General features: G+C 71.1%; 9 protein-coding genes. 5 read left to right on the top strand and 4 right to left on the bottom strand.

What is annotated here, in order from left to right:
• Nucleotides 1-208: 208 nt before the first annotated feature.
• Complete coding sequence (locus tag EDC50_RS03830; protein ID WP_123769120.1) at nt 209-4,066, bottom strand: ESPR-type extended signal peptide-containing protein; 3,858 nt, start codon at nt 4,064-4,066, stop codon at nt 209-211.
• 620 nt (nt 4,067-4,686) lie between these two features.
• Between EDC50_RS03830 and EDC50_RS03825 the strand changes: the two genes are divergently transcribed.
• The 4 genes from EDC50_RS03825 to EDC50_RS03810 all read left to right on the top strand — a co-directional run bounded on the left by EDC50_RS03825 (nt 4,687) and on the right by EDC50_RS03810 (nt 10,079).
• Nucleotides 4,687-5,226: a fimbrial protein gene (locus tag EDC50_RS03825; protein ID WP_123769119.1), complete on the top strand. Its 540-nt coding sequence runs from the start codon at nt 4,687-4,689 to the stop codon at nt 5,224-5,226.
• A gap of 86 nt (nt 5,227-5,312) precedes the next feature.
• Nucleotides 5,313-6,059 carry a fimbria/pilus periplasmic chaperone gene (locus tag EDC50_RS03820; protein WP_123769118.1) on the top strand — a complete coding sequence of 249 codons (747 nt, stop codon included), beginning with the start codon at nt 5,313-5,315 and terminating at the stop codon, nt 6,057-6,059.
• 262 nt (nt 6,060-6,321) lie between these two features.
• Nucleotides 6,322-8,928: a fimbria/pilus outer membrane usher protein gene (locus tag EDC50_RS03815; RefSeq protein WP_123769117.1), complete on the top strand. Its 2,607-nt coding sequence runs from the start codon at nt 6,322-6,324 to the stop codon at nt 8,926-8,928.
• Between the two features lie 14 nt (nt 8,929-8,942).
• Entirely contained in the window at nt 8,943-10,079 is a 1,137-nt protein-coding gene (locus EDC50_RS03810; RefSeq protein ID WP_158635654.1) for a fimbrial protein, read from the top strand.
• Between the two features lie 650 nt (nt 10,080-10,729).
• On the opposite strand, the gene EDC50_RS03805 is transcribed toward EDC50_RS03810, so the two are convergent.
• From EDC50_RS03805 to EDC50_RS03795, 3 genes are all read right to left on the bottom strand, one after another.
• On the bottom strand, nt 10,730-11,380 hold the full coding sequence (locus EDC50_RS03805; RefSeq protein WP_123769626.1) for an OmpW/AlkL family protein: 651 nt from the start codon (nt 11,378-11,380) through the stop codon (nt 10,730-10,732).
• A gap of 467 nt (nt 11,381-11,847) precedes the next feature.
• On the bottom strand, nt 11,848-12,147 hold the full coding sequence (locus EDC50_RS03800; RefSeq protein ID WP_123769115.1) for a hypothetical protein: 300 nt from the start codon (nt 12,145-12,147) through the stop codon (nt 11,848-11,850).
• Nucleotides 12,148-12,362: 215 nt separating this feature from the next.
• Nucleotides 12,363-16,274 (bottom strand): ATP-binding protein, encoded by a 3,912-nt coding sequence (locus tag EDC50_RS03795; protein WP_158635755.1) that lies wholly within the window; start codon nt 16,272-16,274, stop codon nt 12,363-12,365.
• A 55-nt stretch (nt 16,275-16,329) separates the two neighbouring features.
• Here EDC50_RS03795 and EDC50_RS03790 point away from each other — a divergent pair, with 55 nt between their 5' ends.
• On the top strand, nt 16,330-16,971 hold the full coding sequence (locus EDC50_RS03790) for a response regulator (RefSeq protein WP_123769113.1): 642 nt from the start codon (nt 16,330-16,332) through the stop codon (nt 16,969-16,971).
• The last annotated feature ends 74 nt before the right edge of the window (nt 16,972-17,045 follow it).

Genomic DNA, 17,045 nt, shown 5'->3' with positions numbered 1-17,045 from the left:
GCCCGGCGCGACGGATAAGCCTGTGGATATCGCGTGGATTACCTCGCATCGCCGTCGCAGCGGCTGCGACGCGGGCCTTCGGGCGGGCCGGGAAAGCCTGCCGCGCACGAAAAAAAGCCCGGCTTCCGGGGAAGCCGGGCGTACCCGGGGACGGGGAGCGGCGGCGAGCCGCCGGGAGCGGGCGGAACGCCGCCCGCCCCCGTCCGGCTTACCAGCCGAAGCCGGCGCCGGCGCTGACGCTGGTCTCGTTGCCGCTGAAGGCGCCGCCGATCGACACGCTGACGTTGCCCTGGCGGCCGAACACGCGCTGGTAGCCCACCGCCATCGCCTCCTTGCCGTTCTGCGCGCCGATGCCGACGCCGAGGCGGTTGCGGCCCGGCAGGCCGGCGGTGTTGATCGCCATGCCCGCGTAGGCGGCGCTGATCGCCGACATGCGGTCGATGCGCTTGTCGACTTCGCCGAAGCGCTGGTCGACGTCCTGGCGGAAGCTGTCGAAGTCGCTCTGCAGCGCGTTGAAGCGGCTGTCGGTGTACTCCTTGGCCTGCTGCAGGCGCTCGTTCAGCTGGCCGACGTTGGCCGCATCCGTGTCCTTCACGCCGTTGCCGACGTTCTGGATCGGCTGGCCGCCGGCGTCGTTGTTCCAGTCGCCGCCGCCGTTGCCGCCGTCGCCGCCGCCGATGCTGCCGTCGGCGATGCCCTGCTCGATCGTGCCGACGCGGTTGTCCAGGTCGCCGATCTTGCCTTCCAGGCTCTGCTGCAGGTCGTACAGCTGGCCGCCGTTGATGGCATCGGTGCTGCCCTTGCCGACCACGCCGGGGGCGAGGTTGGTGATGACCGTGCCGCCGGTGCCGCCCAGCGTGACCTTGCCGAGGCTGACGTCGTCGTACGCCACCGCCGCCAGCGGGTTGCCGTCGGGGTCGACCAGGCCCATCGCCTTCAGCTGGGCGATGGTCGCCGCGTCCGCGTCCTCGCGGCCGTTGGCCACGCCGGTCAGCCGGCGCGCGCCGTCGGTGCCCTCGACGTTGACCACGCCGCCGCCGGTGCCCGCCGCGACGGTGATCGCGCCGGTCGCCGCATCCTGCTGCACCAGGCCGATCGAACCGTTCTCCAGCTTGTTGCTGATCTCGGTGAGCTGGTTCGTGTTGTTGGTCACGCGGCCGTCGATGTTGGTCACCCGGTCGTCGATGTGGGTCACCGCCGTGTCCAGGTCGGCGATCGCGTCCGCGTTCTCCTGCACCTTCTCGTTGGTGGCGTGCAGCTGCTTGCCGGTCACCGCGTCGGTGCTGGCCGCGGACAGCTCGCCGTCCTTGAGGTTGGTCAGCGCCGTGCCTTCCGCGCCACCCAGGGTGATGCGGTCCTTGGCGGCCTTGTCGTCGTACACCACCGCGCCGATGTCGCCGACGACGGTGTCGCCGATGTTGGTGACGAACTCGTTGAACTGGTTGGTCAGCTCGCCGACGCCGGTCTCCACCGCGCCCAGGCGGGCGTTGGTCTCGAACAGCTGGGCGCCGTTCACCGCCTCGGTGCTGTCCGCCGACACGGCCCCGGCCGCGACGCCGCGCAGCGTGCGCGCGCCCGCGGTGCCGGCGAAGTCCACCACCGTGCCGTCGGTGCCGGCCGCCACCGTGATGGCGCGGCTGTCCGCGTCCTGCCGGACCAGGCCGAGGCTGCCGTCCGCCAGCTCGTTGCGGATCTCGGTGATGCTGCCTTCGTTCACCGTCACGCGCGCGTCCAGGTCGCCCAGGTTGGTGTTGATGGTGGTGATGTCGCCCTCCACCACGCCCACCCGCTCGTTGGTCGCGAACAGCTGCGCGCCGGTCACCGCGTCGGTGCTGGCCGCGGACAGCTCGCCGTCCTTGAGGTTGGTCAGCGCCGTGCCTTCCGCGCCGCCCAGGGTGATGCGGTCCTTGGCGGCCTTGTCGTCGTACACCACCGCGCCGACCTCGCCGACGACGGTGTCGCCGATGTTGGTGACGAACTCGTTGAACTGGTTGGTCAGCTCGCCGATCTGCGTGGTGTTGCCGGTCACGCGGCCGTCGATGTTGGTGATCGCGTCGCCAACGCTGTTCACCGTCGTGCCGCCCACGTTGTAGGTCGGCGCGGAGATCGAGCCGTCCGGGTTGACCGCGGCGCCGCCGCCGATCGCGTCGGCGATGCTGCCCGCGGCGCCCTTCAGCTGGCCGAGGTTGACCGCGTCGGTGTCCACGGTGCCCGCGGCGACGCCGGTGATCTGGCGGTAGAGGCCCTTGCTCGCATCGCCGACCGACACGCTGTTGTCCCGGTCGGTCACGGAGTACGCGCCCAGTGCCACGCCGTTGGTATGGGTCGCCGCGCTGTCCACGCCCAGGGCGGTCGTGTCGTTGCCGCCGCTCGCGACGGAACGCACGCCGAGCGCGAGGCCGTTGCGCGACTCGGCCGTGGCGTCCACACCGAACGCCATCGCGCCGGAGCCGGACGCCGCGGTACGCTGGCCGATCGCGATGGCGCCGTTGTTGGCGGCCTTCGCAGCCGTGCCGATCGCGACGGAGTTGTTCTGCAGGCTCGAGGAGGAGTCGGCGCCGTAGCCGAGCGCGATGTTGCCGTCCAGGCCCGAGACCTTGGCCGCCGCGCCCGAGGTGCCCTTGACCTTGACGTAGGTGTCGTCCACCTGCGTGGCCAGGGCGTCGTTGAGCTGCTTGACGTTCACCGCGTCGGTGTCCTGCGTGCCGGCGGCCACGTTGGCGATCTGGCGCTTCACCGTGCCGGAACCGACCGAGACGGTGTTGGCGCGGTCGGCGACCGAGCCGCTGCCCAGCGCCACCGCACCGGTGACGTTCTGGTTGACCACGGCGCCGATACCCAGCGCGGTGCTGTTGGTGGCGCCGGCCTGGACCTTGGCGCCCCGGCCGATCGCCGTAGCGCCGCTCGCCAGCGCATCGGCATCGCCGCCGAGGGCGGTCGATTCGCCCGCCGCCTCGGTTGCCCAGCCGACCGCGACGCTGTTATTGCCCGAAGCCGCGCTCATGATGCCCACGGCCACCGTGTTCTGCGCGGTGGCCTGGGCGGACGAACCCAGCGCGGTGGCGCTCAGGGCGGACGCGACCGCGCTGGCGCCGACCGCCGTCGCGTTGCCGGCGGAAGCGGACGCGTTGGCGCTGCCGTAGGTGCCGCCCTTGGCATCGAAGTAAGCGGTCGCGTCGTTGAGCTGCTTGACGTTCACCGCGTCGGTGTCCTGCGTGCCGGCGGCCACGTTCACGATCTGGCGCTTCACCGTGTCGGAACCGACCGAGACGGTGTTGTTGCGCGCGGCCAGGGACCCGGCGCCCAGCGCGACCGAGCCGGTCACGTTGTCGTTGACCGTCGCGCCGTTGCCCAGCGCAACGCCGTTGGTGGCGCCCGCCTTGACGTTGGCGGAGACGCCGACCGCGACGCCGTTGGCCGCGGTGGCGTCGACGTTCGCGAGCACGCCCAGCGCGGTCGAATAGCCGCCCGCGGCCACGGCGCTGGCGCCCATAGCCGTGCTGCGGTCGCCGATCGCGTTCGCGTTCACGCCGACCGCCGTGGCGGCGCTGGCGGTGGCAACGCCGTTGCTGCCGCGCGCGCCGGCCACGGCCAGCGAACCGAGTGCGGTCGAGAAATCGCCGGCGGCGTCGGACGAGGCGCCCACCGCCGTACCGGAGCCGCTGACGCTGTTGATGGCCTGCCGCGAAACGGCGCCGTTGCCGATGGCGATGCCAGTGGCGCCGTTCGCGGTCGCCGCGCTGCCGGTGCCGTTGACCTTGACGTAGGCGTCGTCCACCTGGGCCATGATGCCGGCATAGCCGGAGGTGCCGGCGACCGCCGCGTCGGCAGCGACGGGCTGGGCCGCCACCTTGCAGGCGCCCGTCTCGTCGACGAGGCCTGCCTCGCCGTTCTGCGTGGTGCAGGCGTCAGCCGCGAACGCGCCGCCCGCCGGCAGCGCCAGCGCGACGGCCAGCGCGAGGCCCTTGGCCTTGGCACCGCCCTTCTTGCGGCCCTTGGCGAATTCCGACGCGACGACCCACTTGCCGACGGACGCGTTCCAGACGATGCGATAGATGGTGTTCATTGCTAGCTCCCTTGAATGGCTGGAAAGGAGAGCCGCCGCGCGCTCCGTGGGCGCATTGCGAATGCCGCGAGGGTTCCCGGCATCGTTTCGAGAGGCGCTGGATGTGGTGGCCGCCCGAAACCTGGCTCGTCTATGGAGCTGGGTTCGCTCCGCCGCCGAAACCTCGCTTGCTGCATGCGCGATCTCGACATGGCCGCCATTCTTGGGATCGGTCTATCGCTCCTATATGCAACACTTACGAAAAAGACCCGCGCACGGGCGTTTTTGAAAGGAGTACGAAACCTGGGCGGCGCTCTCGAAGGCGCCCATCGCCGCTTCACGCTTGGGATAGTGACGCTTCGCCTGTGCACCGCGAGACAGACGCGCGCAGCGCGGCGCCCGGAGCCGGCTCCATCGCGTCCGCGGCAAGAGAATCGCGCACGCATCCGCGGATGCGATTCGTCGCAGCCGCCGCGCGCGCTTTCGTACAAGTTGCATGGCGAGGCCGGTGGACGACTCGTAACTTGTGCGTCGCGTCGCCGGGGGCAATCCCTCGAGACGCGATTCCCGGATCCCAGGGCAACTCTCTCCATGCGGATAACCGGGGCCGACCAACGCACTACAACTATGGAGTTACCCTCATGAAGCTGTCTCCACTCGTCATCGCCCTGCTGGCCGGCGTCGCGTTCTCGCAGGCCCAGGCCGCCGACGGCACCATCACCTTCAACGGTGAAGTCACCGACACCACCTGCGTCATCGACGGCAACGGCACCGGCGCCACCGATTTCACCGTGACGCTGCCGACCGTCGCCACCACGGCCCTGGCCGCTGCCGGCCAGACCGCCGGCGCCACGCCGTTCAACATCACCGTGGGCTCCGCGGCCCAGCCGTGCGCGCACAGCAACGTGAAGGTGCACTTCGAGCCGACCCCGAACGTCAACCTGGCCACGGGCGGCCTGCGCAACATCGCCGCCACCACCCCGGCCGGCAACGTCGAAGTCAACATCCTGAACGACAGCGGCCAGAAGATCGACCTGTCGAACAATGCGGGCTCGCAGACCGTGCCGGTCAACGGCGGCATCGCCGTGATGAACTATTTCGGCGAGTACGAGGCCGTTGGCGGCGCCTCTTCGGCGGGCCTGGTCGAGACCAACATCCGTTACTCGGTGACCTACCAGTAATCGGGCATGCCAGCGGCTATTCTTGCCGCGACGCTCCCGGCGCGACCCGCGCCGGGAGCTTCTTCGGACGCAGGGAGGGCAACCCCATGAACGCTTTCGTTCGTATCGGTTGGTGCGCTGTGCTGGCCGCCTCCGCGGCGCTCGCCGCTCCGGCCCAGGCAGGCGTGATCATCCACGGGACTCGCGTGGTGTATCCCAGCAACGAGCGCGAAGTCACCGTGCGCCTGGAGAACAAGGGCAAGGACCCCGTGCTGGTGCAAACCTGGATCGACGCCGGCGACGCCAGCGTGGCGCCGGAAAAGGCCAACGTGCCGTTCAACCTCGCTCCGCCCATCTTCCGCCTGGACCCGGACAAGAGCCAATCGGTGCGCCTGATGCACACCGGCCAGCCGCTGCCGCAGGACCGGGAAACCCTGTTCTGGTTCAACGCGCTGGAAGTGCCGCCCAAGAGCCAGGACGGCAACAGCAATCTGCTCCAGTTCAGTTTCCGTACGCGCATCAAGCTGTTCTACCGCCCTGCGGCGCTGGACGGCGAGGCCGTGCGACAGGCGCCGGACAAGCTGGTCTGGTCGCTGACCGAAAATCCCTCCGGGGCCGGGCTGGCGCTGAAAGCGGACAACCCGACCCCGTACCACGTGAATTTCGCCAACGTCGCCCTCGACGTGGGCGGCCGTAAATACGAGCACGACGGAGGCGGCATGGTCGCGCCGATGTCCAGCGCCGTGTTCCCGCTGAACGGCTTGGCCACGCGCCCGGCGGGCGCCAAGGTCGAGTTCGACGTGATCACCGATCTGGGCGCGACCGATCCTCGCTCGATCGCCTTGACGCCGTAGACCGGATCGCCGCCGGCGCGACGCCGGCGGACGCCCGTTCTCTTCGCCTGCAAATGCCGGCGCGCCGCCAGGCGCACCGTCGCCCGCGCTCGCGCAGCGCGCCGGCGGGTGAGTGCGCCTGCGCCCTGGAGCACGGGGGGCTGTTTCGTAGTTGTTGCATTACCCCCGGGATTCCCTTCCCGAACAATGAGTTCCCACCCGAAGGTCGCCATTTCCGTGCCTGCACGCGAACGGCGCGGCTGCGAAGAAAAAAACCGACTCGATGACGCACAGTCCGTCCACCGCTGTTTCGACCTTCTCCGCCCCGCAGCCGCACCCGTTGGCGTATGCGCTGGCGTCGGCCTTGCTGGCGCTGCACGTCGGCACCGCATGGTCCGCGCCGCGAGTCGAATTCGACCCTAGCTTCCTGGCCGGATCGGGCGCGCAGGATCTCGACCTGTCCCGCTTCGAGCAGGGCAATGCCGTGCTGCCGGGGCAATACCGCGCCGACGTGCGCGTCAACGACCGCTGGGTCGGCCGCCGCGACATCCGTTTCGCCGCCCGCGACGCCAGCGGCGAAGCGCGCCTGTGCCTGAGCCGCGAACTGCTCGTCGATATGGGCGTGGACTTCGCCAAGCTCGAGGACTACGTGCGCCAACGCTCCCAAGCCGGGGACACCTCGATTCGCGCGCTGCCCGAAGGCGAATTCTGCGAAGACATCGGCCTCTACCTGCCCGACGCCAGCGCGCAGTTCGACTCCGGGGAGTTGAGGCTGGACGTGTCGATCCCGCAGCTGTACCTGAGCCGCAGCGCGCGCGGCTGGGTGAGTCCGGAACTGTGGGACGCCGGCATCGATGCGGCCACGCTCGGCTACAACTTCGGCCACCAGCAGTCGCGCCGCAACGGCCGGAACAGCGCCAGCTCCTACCTTGGCCTCAACGCCGGGCTCAACGTCGGCGGTTGGCGGCTGCGCCACAACGGCTACTACGTCCGCAACGACGGCCACGGCGACTACCAGGCCAACAACACCTACGCGCAGCACGACCTGACCGGCCTGCGGGCGCAGCTGACCGTGGGCGAATCCTTCACCCGCGGCGATCTCTTCGAGGGCATCGGCTTTCGCGGCATCGCCGTGACCAGCGACGACCGCATGCTGCCGGACTCGCGGCGCGGCTATGCGCCGGTGGTGCGCGGCGTGGCCCAGACCAACGCCAAGGTCACCGTCCGCCAGCGCGATCACGTGATCTACGAGACCACGGTGGCGCCCGGGCCGTTCGAGATCGATGATCTGTACGACACCAACTTCGGCGGCGACCTCGACGTGACGGTGACCGAGGCCGACGGGCGCGAGCAGCGCTTCGTCGTGCCGTTCGCCGCGGTGCCGCAGCTGCTGCGCGAGGGGCAGAACCGCTTCGGCCTCGTCGCCGGCCAGGTGCGCGACAACAGCCTGAAGAACGGCGAGCCGACGATGCTGGAAGCGACCTGGCAACGCGGCTTGAGCAACGCCTTCACCGGCTACGCCGGCACCACCCTGTCCGAAGGCTACGGTGCGTTGCTGCTGGGCGGCGCGTACAACACCCGCTGGGGCGCGGTTTCCGGCGACGTCACCTTCTCCCGCACGCGCCTGCCCGGCGCGGGCGTCGAGGGCTACGGCCGCGACATGCGCGGCCAGTCGGCGCGGCTCACCTACAGCAAGTTCCTGCCAAACAGCGGCACCAACTTCTCCGTCGCGGCCTACCGCTACTCCACCGACGGCTACCTGAGCCTGAACGACGGCCTTCGCCTGCGCGACAACCTGGCCACCGGCATCGGCTTCGACGAGGTGGCTCGCCAGCGCAGCCGCGTGGACGTGAACGTCAGCCAGGCGTTGGGCGAGCGCGGCGGTTCGCTGTTCCTGGTCGGCAGCAGCAGCGATTACTGGAACCGCCGCCAGCGCACCACCAGCTTCAGCGTGGGCTACAGCAACAGTGTCGGCCCGGCGAACTACAGCCTGTCCGCGCAGCGCACGCTGGAAAGCTTCGGCGGCGGCGCCGACGGCCGGCCGGACCCCACTGGCCGCCAGGACACCGTCGTCAGCCTCACCATCGCGATGCCGCTGGGCCGCACCCCGCGCGCGCCGAACCTCAACGCCAGCTACTCCGATGCGCGCAGGAGCGCCGACAACGCGCGCCTGGGCGTGAGCGGCACGATCGGCGAAGCGCGCGCGCTCAGCTACGGCGCGTCGGCCAGCCGCACCGAGGGGCAGGACGCCGCGTACAACGGCAGCCTGAGCTACAAGGCCTCCAACGCGGTCCTCTCGGCCGGCTACAGCCAAGTGGGCGATTCCCGCCAACTGTCGGTGGGCGCTTCCGGCGGCGTGGTCGTGCATGCTGGCGGCGTGGGCTTCGCCCAGCAGCTCGGCGAGACGATCGGCCTGCTGCACGTGCCCGGTGCGGCGAACGCGCGCGTGAGCAGCAACATCGGGCTGCGCACCAACCACGAGGGCTATGCCGTGGTGCCCTACCTCACGCCGTACCGGCTCAACGAGGTGACGGTGGACCCGAAGGGTCTGCCGCTGGACGTGGAGCTGAAAGAAACCACGGCCAAGATCGCGCCGCGCGCCGGCGCGGTGGTCAAGCTGGCGCTGAAGACCGAGACCGGCCGTAGCGCGTTGATCGAGGCGCACCGCGAAGACGGCGAACCGCTGCCGTTCGGCGCGGACGTGTTCGATGAGGCCGGCAACCCGGTCGGCGTGGTCGGACAGGCCAGCCGCCTGTGGGTACGCGGCATCCAGGAGCGTGGGCGTCTGACCGTGAAGTGGAACGACCAACAGTGCGCGATCGACTACGATCTGGCCGGGACCGAGCCGACCGCGCCGGTGCCGGGCCGATGCTTGGCGCCCGCACAATGAACGGAGAAACGACGATGGAACTCTTCGGCAGCACCCGCACGTCCGCGCCGCTGCGGGGCGCGGCGCTCTGCTTGGGCGGGCTGTTATGGTTCGCCTTGGCCCCTGCCGCGCATGCGCAGGCGATCAATTGCTACGGCGACTGGTCGGGCAATGGATCGGCGCGGCTGGTGAATTACCCCATCACCATAAACGAAAGCGCGAACACGCCGATAGGCACCGTGCTGGCCAGGGTGACGTTGAGCAACAACATCGGCCAGACCTATTCGTGCAAAAGGACCGCGTACGACATACGCACCAACGTCTTGGGCGTCTTCGCCAATTCCGTCAACTCGCCCGCGCCGGTCCCCGGCCATTCCTATACCTGGTATTGGCCGAAATACAGCTACAGCTCCCCGGAACGGACTCACGTCGGCTATCGACTGCGCTACAACGGCACCCTGGTGAAGTGCTGCGGCCAGTCCCCCGACGACAACAGCTACCATCGGATCGCGACCTACAGCAGCGAATTCAGCGGCCGCGGCTCCCTCCCGGGCACGCTCGAGCTCGAGATCATCAAGGTCGCCAACACGCCGGACGGAGCCAGCCTGTCCTCCTACCACTACGTCGGGGGAATCGACTTCTATCAACCCGGCGCGCACAAGAATTACCTTACCTACTACTCCATCACCCTGACCTACAAGCCGCCGCCTGTCGCACCGACGTGCGCGGTCAGCAATTGGACGCGCGATGTGCCGCTCGGCCAGCACCCGGCCAGTGACCTGACCGACGCCGACGGCATCACCCCCTACCAGAACTTCAACATCGTCCTGAACTGCAGCGGCGGCTCCGGCGGCGGCCAGCGCCGGGTCTACGTCACCCTGACCGACAACAACCAGCCCGCCAACCGCAGCAACGTGCTCAGCCTGACCGGCGACTCGACCGCGCAGGGCGTGGGCATCCGCATCGAGCGCAGCAGCGGGGGCAACTTCACGCCCGTGAGTTTCGGCGCCGACTCGGCCAGCATCGGCAATGCCGGACAATGGCAGCACGGCACCACTACCGGGGGCACGGTGACCATCCCGCTGCGCGCGGCGATGATCCGAACCGGCACCGGAACGGTGACGCCGGGCCTGGTGCGAGGACGGGCCACCTTCACGATGGCCTACAACTGACGCAGACCCGCCTGCTGCGGCTGCGAACGGCCGGCTCGGATCGAGCCGGCCGTTTTCGTCCGGGCGGTCGATACGGATGACCGGCGCCCCGTCCGGGCCGCGTCTGGAGTTCCAAGGGCCGCGACGGCCCGTAAGCGACTGCCGCGGGCAAGCGGAGGTCCGACCGGCGGCTGCGGGAGCGGGGGCCGAGCCGCCAGATGTGATCGGGCGCACTCGCGCCAGGTGCGCTGAGGCGTAGTGGCGGCGGCTGCCCGCGTCGGCGGACTGCCGCGCGAACGTCTGCACCGTCCGGCGCGACGCGGCGGCTTCGCATCTCGCAGCCTCCGGGGCGTGCACGGCGCCGTGATGATGAACGGCCACGGCGACCCCGCCGCGCCCAAACCGCGCGGCGGGCACATGGCGGTCCACAGGCACGGGGCAAGCCGGCGTACCGGTGCCCCGGCCTGCCCCGCCGGCACGTCCATCCGCGCCTGGCCGAGGCTGTCGCCGTCGCCCCCCCAGGATGGGGCCTGCGATCCGCGGTCCCGCTCTTCCGCGCGGGCTTCGCCCCGGGGCCCCCGTCTGGTCCGAAACGGCCCGGCATCAACCAAGAAAAAACGCCCGGGCATGAGCCCGGGCGCGTTCGTTCGCCTGACTGGGGCGACGATGGATCAGAAGCGAACGCCGACGCCGGCGCCGATCGTCCACGGGTCGAAGTTCGCCTCGAGCTTGTCGTGCGGATTGGTCTCGCCGTGCTCGACGAAGTTGCGGATCTCGGCGTTGGCCTTCATGTAGCGCGCGTCGACGCGGGCGAACCAGCGCGGGCTGATGTTCATGTCCACGCCCAGGGTGACGATGCCGCCCTTCTGCTTGTCGAACTCCGGCACCTGCTGCAGCGGCTCGACGGCGATGCCGGCGTCGCGGGTCTTGGCCTGGAAGTAGCCCAGGCCCACGAACGGGCGGAACGGCGCGTCGACCCGGCCGAAGTGGTACTGGCCGCTGATCGCCACCGGCTGGTGGCCGACGCTGCCGATCTTGCCGGCGTCGCCGCGCACGCGGTAGTCGGCCTTGTCGACCGCGCCCCACAGCTCGACGCCCCAGTGGTCGTTGGCGTTCCAGGCCAGCGACAGGGTCGGCATGGTGCCGCCGTCGAAGTCGGTGCGCGAGCCTTCGATCGGATCGGAGTCCGGCTGCATCAGGGCGTAGCCGCCGACGACGGAGAAATGCTTGCCGCCCGAGGCGCCGGCGTCGTCCTGGGCGAACGCCGCAGGAGCGAACGCGCAGGCGCCCAGGACGGCAAGGGAGAGAGACTTCAGCTTCATGGTCATGCGATACCTCGTGTCGTGCAGTCGCCTGTGGTGCGCCGCGGCGCGCGGCGCAGAGCGCCCTGGGACGCGACTGGCAACTGCGATGGTCGCGCGAGGGTTTGTGCGATCCCGGCCCGTCGCTGGCCGCGCAGCGGTGCTGTCGCTGTGCGCGTTCGAGCGGTCGGCACGGCGCCGGAAACGGTCCTGCGACCGCGGCCAGCGGGCGGCGCGCGCCTTGGGCGCCGCAGGCGGGCGGCCAATTACTGCGGCGCCGCGCTCGCGTATCGCGGCGGCGACTCGCGGAAGCGGCGTCCGGCCGTGCCCGGAGTGGAGGGGAGCGCTGCTCCGGGCACGGCCGTTCGCCTACCCGCTGCGGCGCCATCCGTTGGCGCGTAAGTCCACGGCCCTCGCAGCGGGACGGGCATTGTTCGCCAGCCGCGGCGGGCCGGGAATGCAACAAATTGCAAAAGGCCCGCCCGGCCTCACGCCGCCTGCGCGCACCCGGCCTCGCGGCCAGGGCGGTACAGTTCCAGCGAGATCAGCATCTGGACCTGGTCCAGGCTGTCGTCCCGCCGCTGCCGGTGCGGCTCCGGCGTCGTCCCGCCGAGCGCCATGTGCGCCTCCAGCGCGCGGGCGAGCAGCGGGATCAGCACGTCGGCGTCCGCGCGCAGCGCCTCGCGCAGGCTGTCCTCGATGCGCTGGCGCAGGCGCAGCTCCGGCACGGCGGACGCGGTTTCGGAATGGAGTCGGGCGCGGCGCTCGAACGGGATCGCGGCGTTCATGGGCGGTCTCCTGTCGCAGGTCTCGCCGGCGGGCCGGCGTGGGCGACAGCATGGCCGGCGCGCGCGCCCCGCCCCATGCAAGAACTACGAAACCGCGCGAGCCCGGCCGGCTTTCGCGACGGGAACGGCCGCGCGCGCGGCCGCGCGGACCGGCCGGCCGGCACGCGCCGGCGCCGCACGCCCCCGCGGCGCGGCGGAGCCGGCTCGCGCGGCCGTCAGGACGCCGCCTGCGCGGTCAGGCATTCGATGTACGCGCCCATGCGCCCGCCGAAGCGCTGCAACGCCTGCTGTTGCGCCGCGGCGCCGTCGGTTCCGACGGCGTCGAGCAGGCGCGCGGCCTCGTCCGCCAGTTCGTTCGCATCGAAGATGCGCAATGCGCCGGCGATGCGGTGCAGGCAGTCGCGGACGCGCCCGGCGTCGCCGGCGTCGATCGCGGCCTGCAGGCTGTCCAGGTCCTTGCGGGTGGTCGCCGCGAAGCTCTCGAGCATGCGCCGCACCATGTCCTGGGAGCCGTAGACGCGCTGGAGCTTGTCCATGTCGACGCCGCCGGGGGCCGCGTCCGCGGGCGGCTCGGCGCCGCCCAGCGGAATCCAGCGCTGCACCGCTTCGCGCAATTGCTGGAACCGCACCGGCTTGGTCAGGTAGGCGTCCATGCCGGCCTCGAAGCACTGCCGCGTCTCCTCGGCCAAGGCGCCGGCGGTGAGCGCGATCACCGGCAGGTGCGCGCCGTCGCGCTCGCGCCGCCGGATCTCCCGGGTCAGCTCGTAGCCGTCCATGTGCGGCATGCGCACGTCGGTGATCAGCAGGTCGTAGCCGCCGCGCTCGAGCGCGGCCAGCGCGGCGCGGCCGTCGTCGACGATGTCGCAGGCCAGGCCGAGCTGCTGCAGCCGCCACCGGATCAGCTCCTGGTTGGTCGGATGGTCCTCGGCGACCAGGACCCGGTAGCCGTCCATCGCCGGCAATGCGGTCCCGGCGGCCGGCTCGTCCGCCTCGCGCGGCGGCGCGCCGTCGGCGTCGAGCGCGCGCAGGCACGCCCGCGCCACTTCCGAGCCGAGCAGCGGATTGCAGCTCAGCCGCAGGCCGCGCTCGCGCGCGCCGTCCACCAGCGCCAGCGGATCCTCGGTGACCAGCACGGTGCGGACGGTCGCCGGCGTCTCCACCGCATCGCGCTCGTCGATGAATTCGATCGCGTCCGCCGGCGGCGCGGCATCGGCCGCGACCAGGCCCAGGTGCAGGCCCTGCAGCCAATCGGCCAGCGCGTCGGCGACCGCCGCGTCGCGCAGGCCGATGCGCGCCACGCCGCCCGCCAGGCGCGGGTCGGGCCGCGACGGCCTCAGCACCGCCAGCTCCACCTCGGCCTCGACCCGGGTGCCGCGCCCGAGCTCGCTGTGCAGGCGCAGTTCGCCGTCCATCAGGTCGATCAGGCGCCGGCAGATGCTCAGGCCCAGGCCGGTGCCGCCGTAGCGGCGCGCGGTCCAGCTTTCCGCCTGCGAGAACGGCCGGAACAGCTTCTCCTGCCGCTCGCGGGAGATGCCGATGCCGGTATCGCTCACGCTCAGGCGCAGGCGCTGCCGCCCGTCGCGTTCGCCGAGCACCTCGATGCGCAGCGCGACCTCGCCGGTTTCGGTGAACTTGATCGCGTTGCTGAGCAGGTTGAACAGCACCTGGCGCAGGCGCACGCCGTCGCCGGCGAGTTCCGCCGCCAGCCGCGGCGCGACCCGGCTGCGCAGGCGCAGGCCCTTGCCGTGCGCGAGCGGCGCGACCAGGGTCAGCACGTTGTCGGCCACGGCGCGCAGGTCCACCGGCGCCGACTCCAGGTGCATCGCCCCGGCCTCGATCTTGGAGTAGTCGAGGATGTCGTCGAGGATCTGCCGCAGCATCTGCGCCGAGTCGTCGATGGTGCCGAGCACGCGCCGCTGCTCGGCATCGAGCCGGGTATGGCCGAGGCGCTCGAGCATGCCCAGCACGCCGCTCATCGGCGTGCGGATCTCGTGGCTCATCGTCGCCAGGAACTCGGCCTTGACCGCGGCGGCGCGTTCGGCCGCGCGGGTCGCTTCGGCCAGGGCCACGGCCTGCTCGTGCGCGGCGGTGACGTCGATCCAGTAGCCGCTCCAGCCCGGGTTGCCGTTCTCCGCGCGGTGCGGCATGCCGCGCGAGCGCACCCAGCGCCAGCCGCCCTCGGCGCGCGCGCGGAACTCGATCTCGATCGGCGCGAACGCGCGCGCCGCGCGCTCCACCTCGGCGAGCAGGCGCGGCCGGTCCTCCTCGTGCACGCGCGCGAACAGGCGGCGTTCGTCGGCCATCGCCTGCTCGACGTCGATCCCGAACAGCGAGCGCATGTCGCCGGCGATGAACGGGAACGACGGCTTGCCGTCCGGGCCGAACTCGAAGCGGTAGACCACGGCCGGCAGGTTGTCGGTGACCTCGGCCAGGCGCCGCTCGGCCAGGCGGCGCTGCGCCACCTCGCGCCGCAGGCGCACGTGGCCGACGCCGTGCACGAAGCCCGCCGTGAGCAGGATCAGCCCGATCGGGACCAGCACCCGCAGCAGGCGCCGCCAGTCGACGCCGGAAGCGTATTCCACCGACAGCCATTCGTCGCGGATGCGCTGGCGGTCGCGCTCGCTCAGGTCGCCGAGGATGCGGTCGAACACCTCGATCAGGCGCGCGTAGTCGCGCTTGGCCACGAGCACCAGCGTGTCGTCCACGCCCGTCGGCGCGGCCACCCGCAGGTCGCCCGGAAACTTGCTGCGGATCAGGTTGTCGACCACGGCCAGGTTGTCCACGTAGGCGTCGAGATCGCCTTCGCGCAGCCGCTCCAGGCCCTCTTCCGCGCTGGCGACGCGGGCCAGCCGCGCCCGCGGCGCCTGCGCACGCACCTGCGCGGCGATCGCCGGGGCATTGAAGGTGCCCACGCGCAGGCCATCGAGGTCGCGCAGGCCGTACACCGGGCTGGCCTCCGCGCGCGACACGATCACGAACGGGATGGTGGCGAACGGCCGGCTCGCCACCCAGCGCGGGTCGTCCTCGCGGACTTCGCCCGCCTTGCCCACGTAGACGTCGACCCGGCCCTGCTCCAGTTCCCGCTGCATCGCCTCGCGGGTGGGGGCGTCGATGCGGCGGAACCGCACGCCGAGTTCCTCCAGCATCGACAGGTATTCCTCGCTGATGCCGTGGCGGCGTTGCTCCGCATCGACGTAGGAAACCGGGGCGCGGTCGGGCGCGAAGCCCAGGCGCAGGGGCGGCAACGCCGACAGCCAGGCGCGGTCGGCCTCGCTCATCCAGGCGTAGCGCAACGGCGCCCACGGGACCTGCTCCGGCAACCAGCGCGCCCGGATCGCCTTTCGGGTTTCCGCCGGGATGGCGCGCAACGCCTTGTCGAGCGCGCCGACCAGGGGCTCGTTGCGGTTGGGTACGGCGAAATGCAGGGTATTGGTGGCCAGGTCGCTCAGGCGCACGATCGCGACCCCGCCCAGTCCCTCCGCCTGCAGCACGCGCGAGACCGCATACGGATTGCCGACGTAGGCGTCGGCTTCGCCCGTGGCGACGCTGCGCAACGCCGCGCGGGTGTCCGCGGCCTCCACCACCGTGACGCTCGGATAGCGCACCGCGAGCGCGGCGGCGGTGACGAAGCCTTTCTCCACCGCGACCCGCAGGCCGGCCAGGCCGCCCGGCGCGAGCAGGCGCGCATCGTCGCGGCGGCCGACCACGACCGAAGGCACGTCCAGGTAGGGGTCGGAATAGATCACGCAGCGCGTGCGGTCGGCGGTGAACGACACGTTCACCGCCACGTCGATCTCGCCGGCGCACAGCGCCCGCATCACGCCGCCCCAGTCGGGGAAGAACCGGAAGCGCAATCGCACCCCCAGGCGCTCGGCCGCTTCCCGCAGGTAATCGTGCCCCAGGCCGCCGACCTCGCCCTTCTCCACGGTCTCGAACGGCGCCCACCCCTTGTCGGAAACGCCCACGGTTAGCGTAGGATGTGCGCGGAGCCAAGCGCGCTCGGCGGTATCCAGCGAGGGCAGGATCGTCTCGTCCGCCGCCAGCGACGCGACCGTTCCCAGGCACAGCCACAACAGCAAAGGCCACAGCAGCAAGAGCGCGGGGCGGCGCAAGCCAACCGACTCCATCAGGTCCTCCATCCCCCGCCGATTCGTCCGACCATGCCGGATACTACTCCTCGCCATGAGCCTTCGCGTCGTCCTCGCCGATGATCACCCCGTGGTCGTGATGGGGGTGCGCGCCGTCATCGAATCCAGCGGCGTCGGCCGGGTCGTGGCCGAAGCGGCCAATCCGGACGAACTGATGGCGGTGCTGGCCGCCACCCCCTGCGACGTGCTGATCACCGACTTCGCCATGCCGGGCAGCCGGCAGGTCGACGGCTACAGCATGATCGGCCTGCTGCGGCGCCAGTTCCCCGACCTGCCCATCGTGCTGCTGACGATGATGAACAACCCGGCCACGCTGCGGCGCGTGGCCGCGGCCGGCGTGCTCGGGCTGGTCGAGAAAGGCGCGGCGATGGAGGAACTGCCGGCCGCGATCCAGTCCGCGGCGAGGGGGCGTCCGTATTTCAGCGCCTCGTTGCGGCAGAAGATCGAGGAGGCCGAGGGCAGCACGGCCGGCTACGGCGAAGTCCGGCTGTCGCCGCGCGAAACCGAAGTGGTGCGCCTGCTCGCCAGCGGCCTCACCGTGACCCAGATCGCCGAGCGGCTCCACCGCAGCGTCACCACGATCAGTCGCCAGAAGGGCGACGCCATGCGCAAGCTCGGCATCACCAGCGATGCCGAGCTGTACGCCTACGCGCGCGAGCACGGACTCGGGTCCTAGCGTCCGCCGGTGCGGCCGGCAGGCCCGCGGATCGCAGGCAGGCAAAAGGAAAAGGCGCCGCTAGCGGCGCCTTT

Source organism: Vulcaniibacterium tengchongense, assembly GCF_003814555.1.
Classification (GTDB): Bacteria; Pseudomonadota; Gammaproteobacteria; order Xanthomonadales; family Xanthomonadaceae; genus Vulcaniibacterium; species Vulcaniibacterium tengchongense.
Note: the sequence above shows the minus strand (reverse complement) of the source record. Positions and strands in the feature narration are given on the sequence as shown.

What these genes read in the sequence shown, in the direction of transcription:
- EDC50_RS03830 (WP_123769120.1), bottom strand. Translation starts at nt 4,066, where the DNA reads ATGAACACCATCTATCGCATCGTCTGGAACGCGTCCGTCGGCAAGTGG.
- EDC50_RS03825 (WP_123769119.1), top strand. Translation starts at nt 4,687, where the DNA reads ATGAAGCTGTCTCCACTCGTCATCGCCCTGCTGGCCGGCGTCGCGTTC.
- EDC50_RS03820 (WP_123769118.1), top strand. Translation starts at nt 5,313, where the DNA reads ATGAACGCTTTCGTTCGTATCGGTTGGTGCGCTGTGCTGGCCGCCTCC.
- EDC50_RS03815 (WP_123769117.1), top strand. Translation starts at nt 6,322, where the DNA reads ATGACGCACAGTCCGTCCACCGCTGTTTCGACCTTCTCCGCCCCGCAG.
- EDC50_RS03810 (WP_158635654.1), top strand. Translation starts at nt 8,943, where the DNA reads ATGGAACTCTTCGGCAGCACCCGCACGTCCGCGCCGCTGCGGGGCGCG.
- EDC50_RS03805 (WP_123769626.1), bottom strand. Translation starts at nt 11,380, where the DNA reads ATGAAGCTGAAGTCTCTCTCCCTTGCCGTCCTGGGCGCCTGCGCGTTC.
- EDC50_RS03800 (WP_123769115.1), bottom strand. Translation starts at nt 12,147, where the DNA reads ATGAACGCCGCGATCCCGTTCGAGCGCCGCGCCCGACTCCATTCCGAA.
- EDC50_RS03795 (WP_158635755.1), bottom strand. Translation starts at nt 16,274, where the DNA reads ATGGAGTCGGTTGGCTTGCGCCGCCCCGCGCTCTTGCTGCTGTGGCCT.
- EDC50_RS03790 (WP_123769113.1), top strand. Translation starts at nt 16,330, where the DNA reads ATGAGCCTTCGCGTCGTCCTCGCCGATGATCACCCCGTGGTCGTGATG.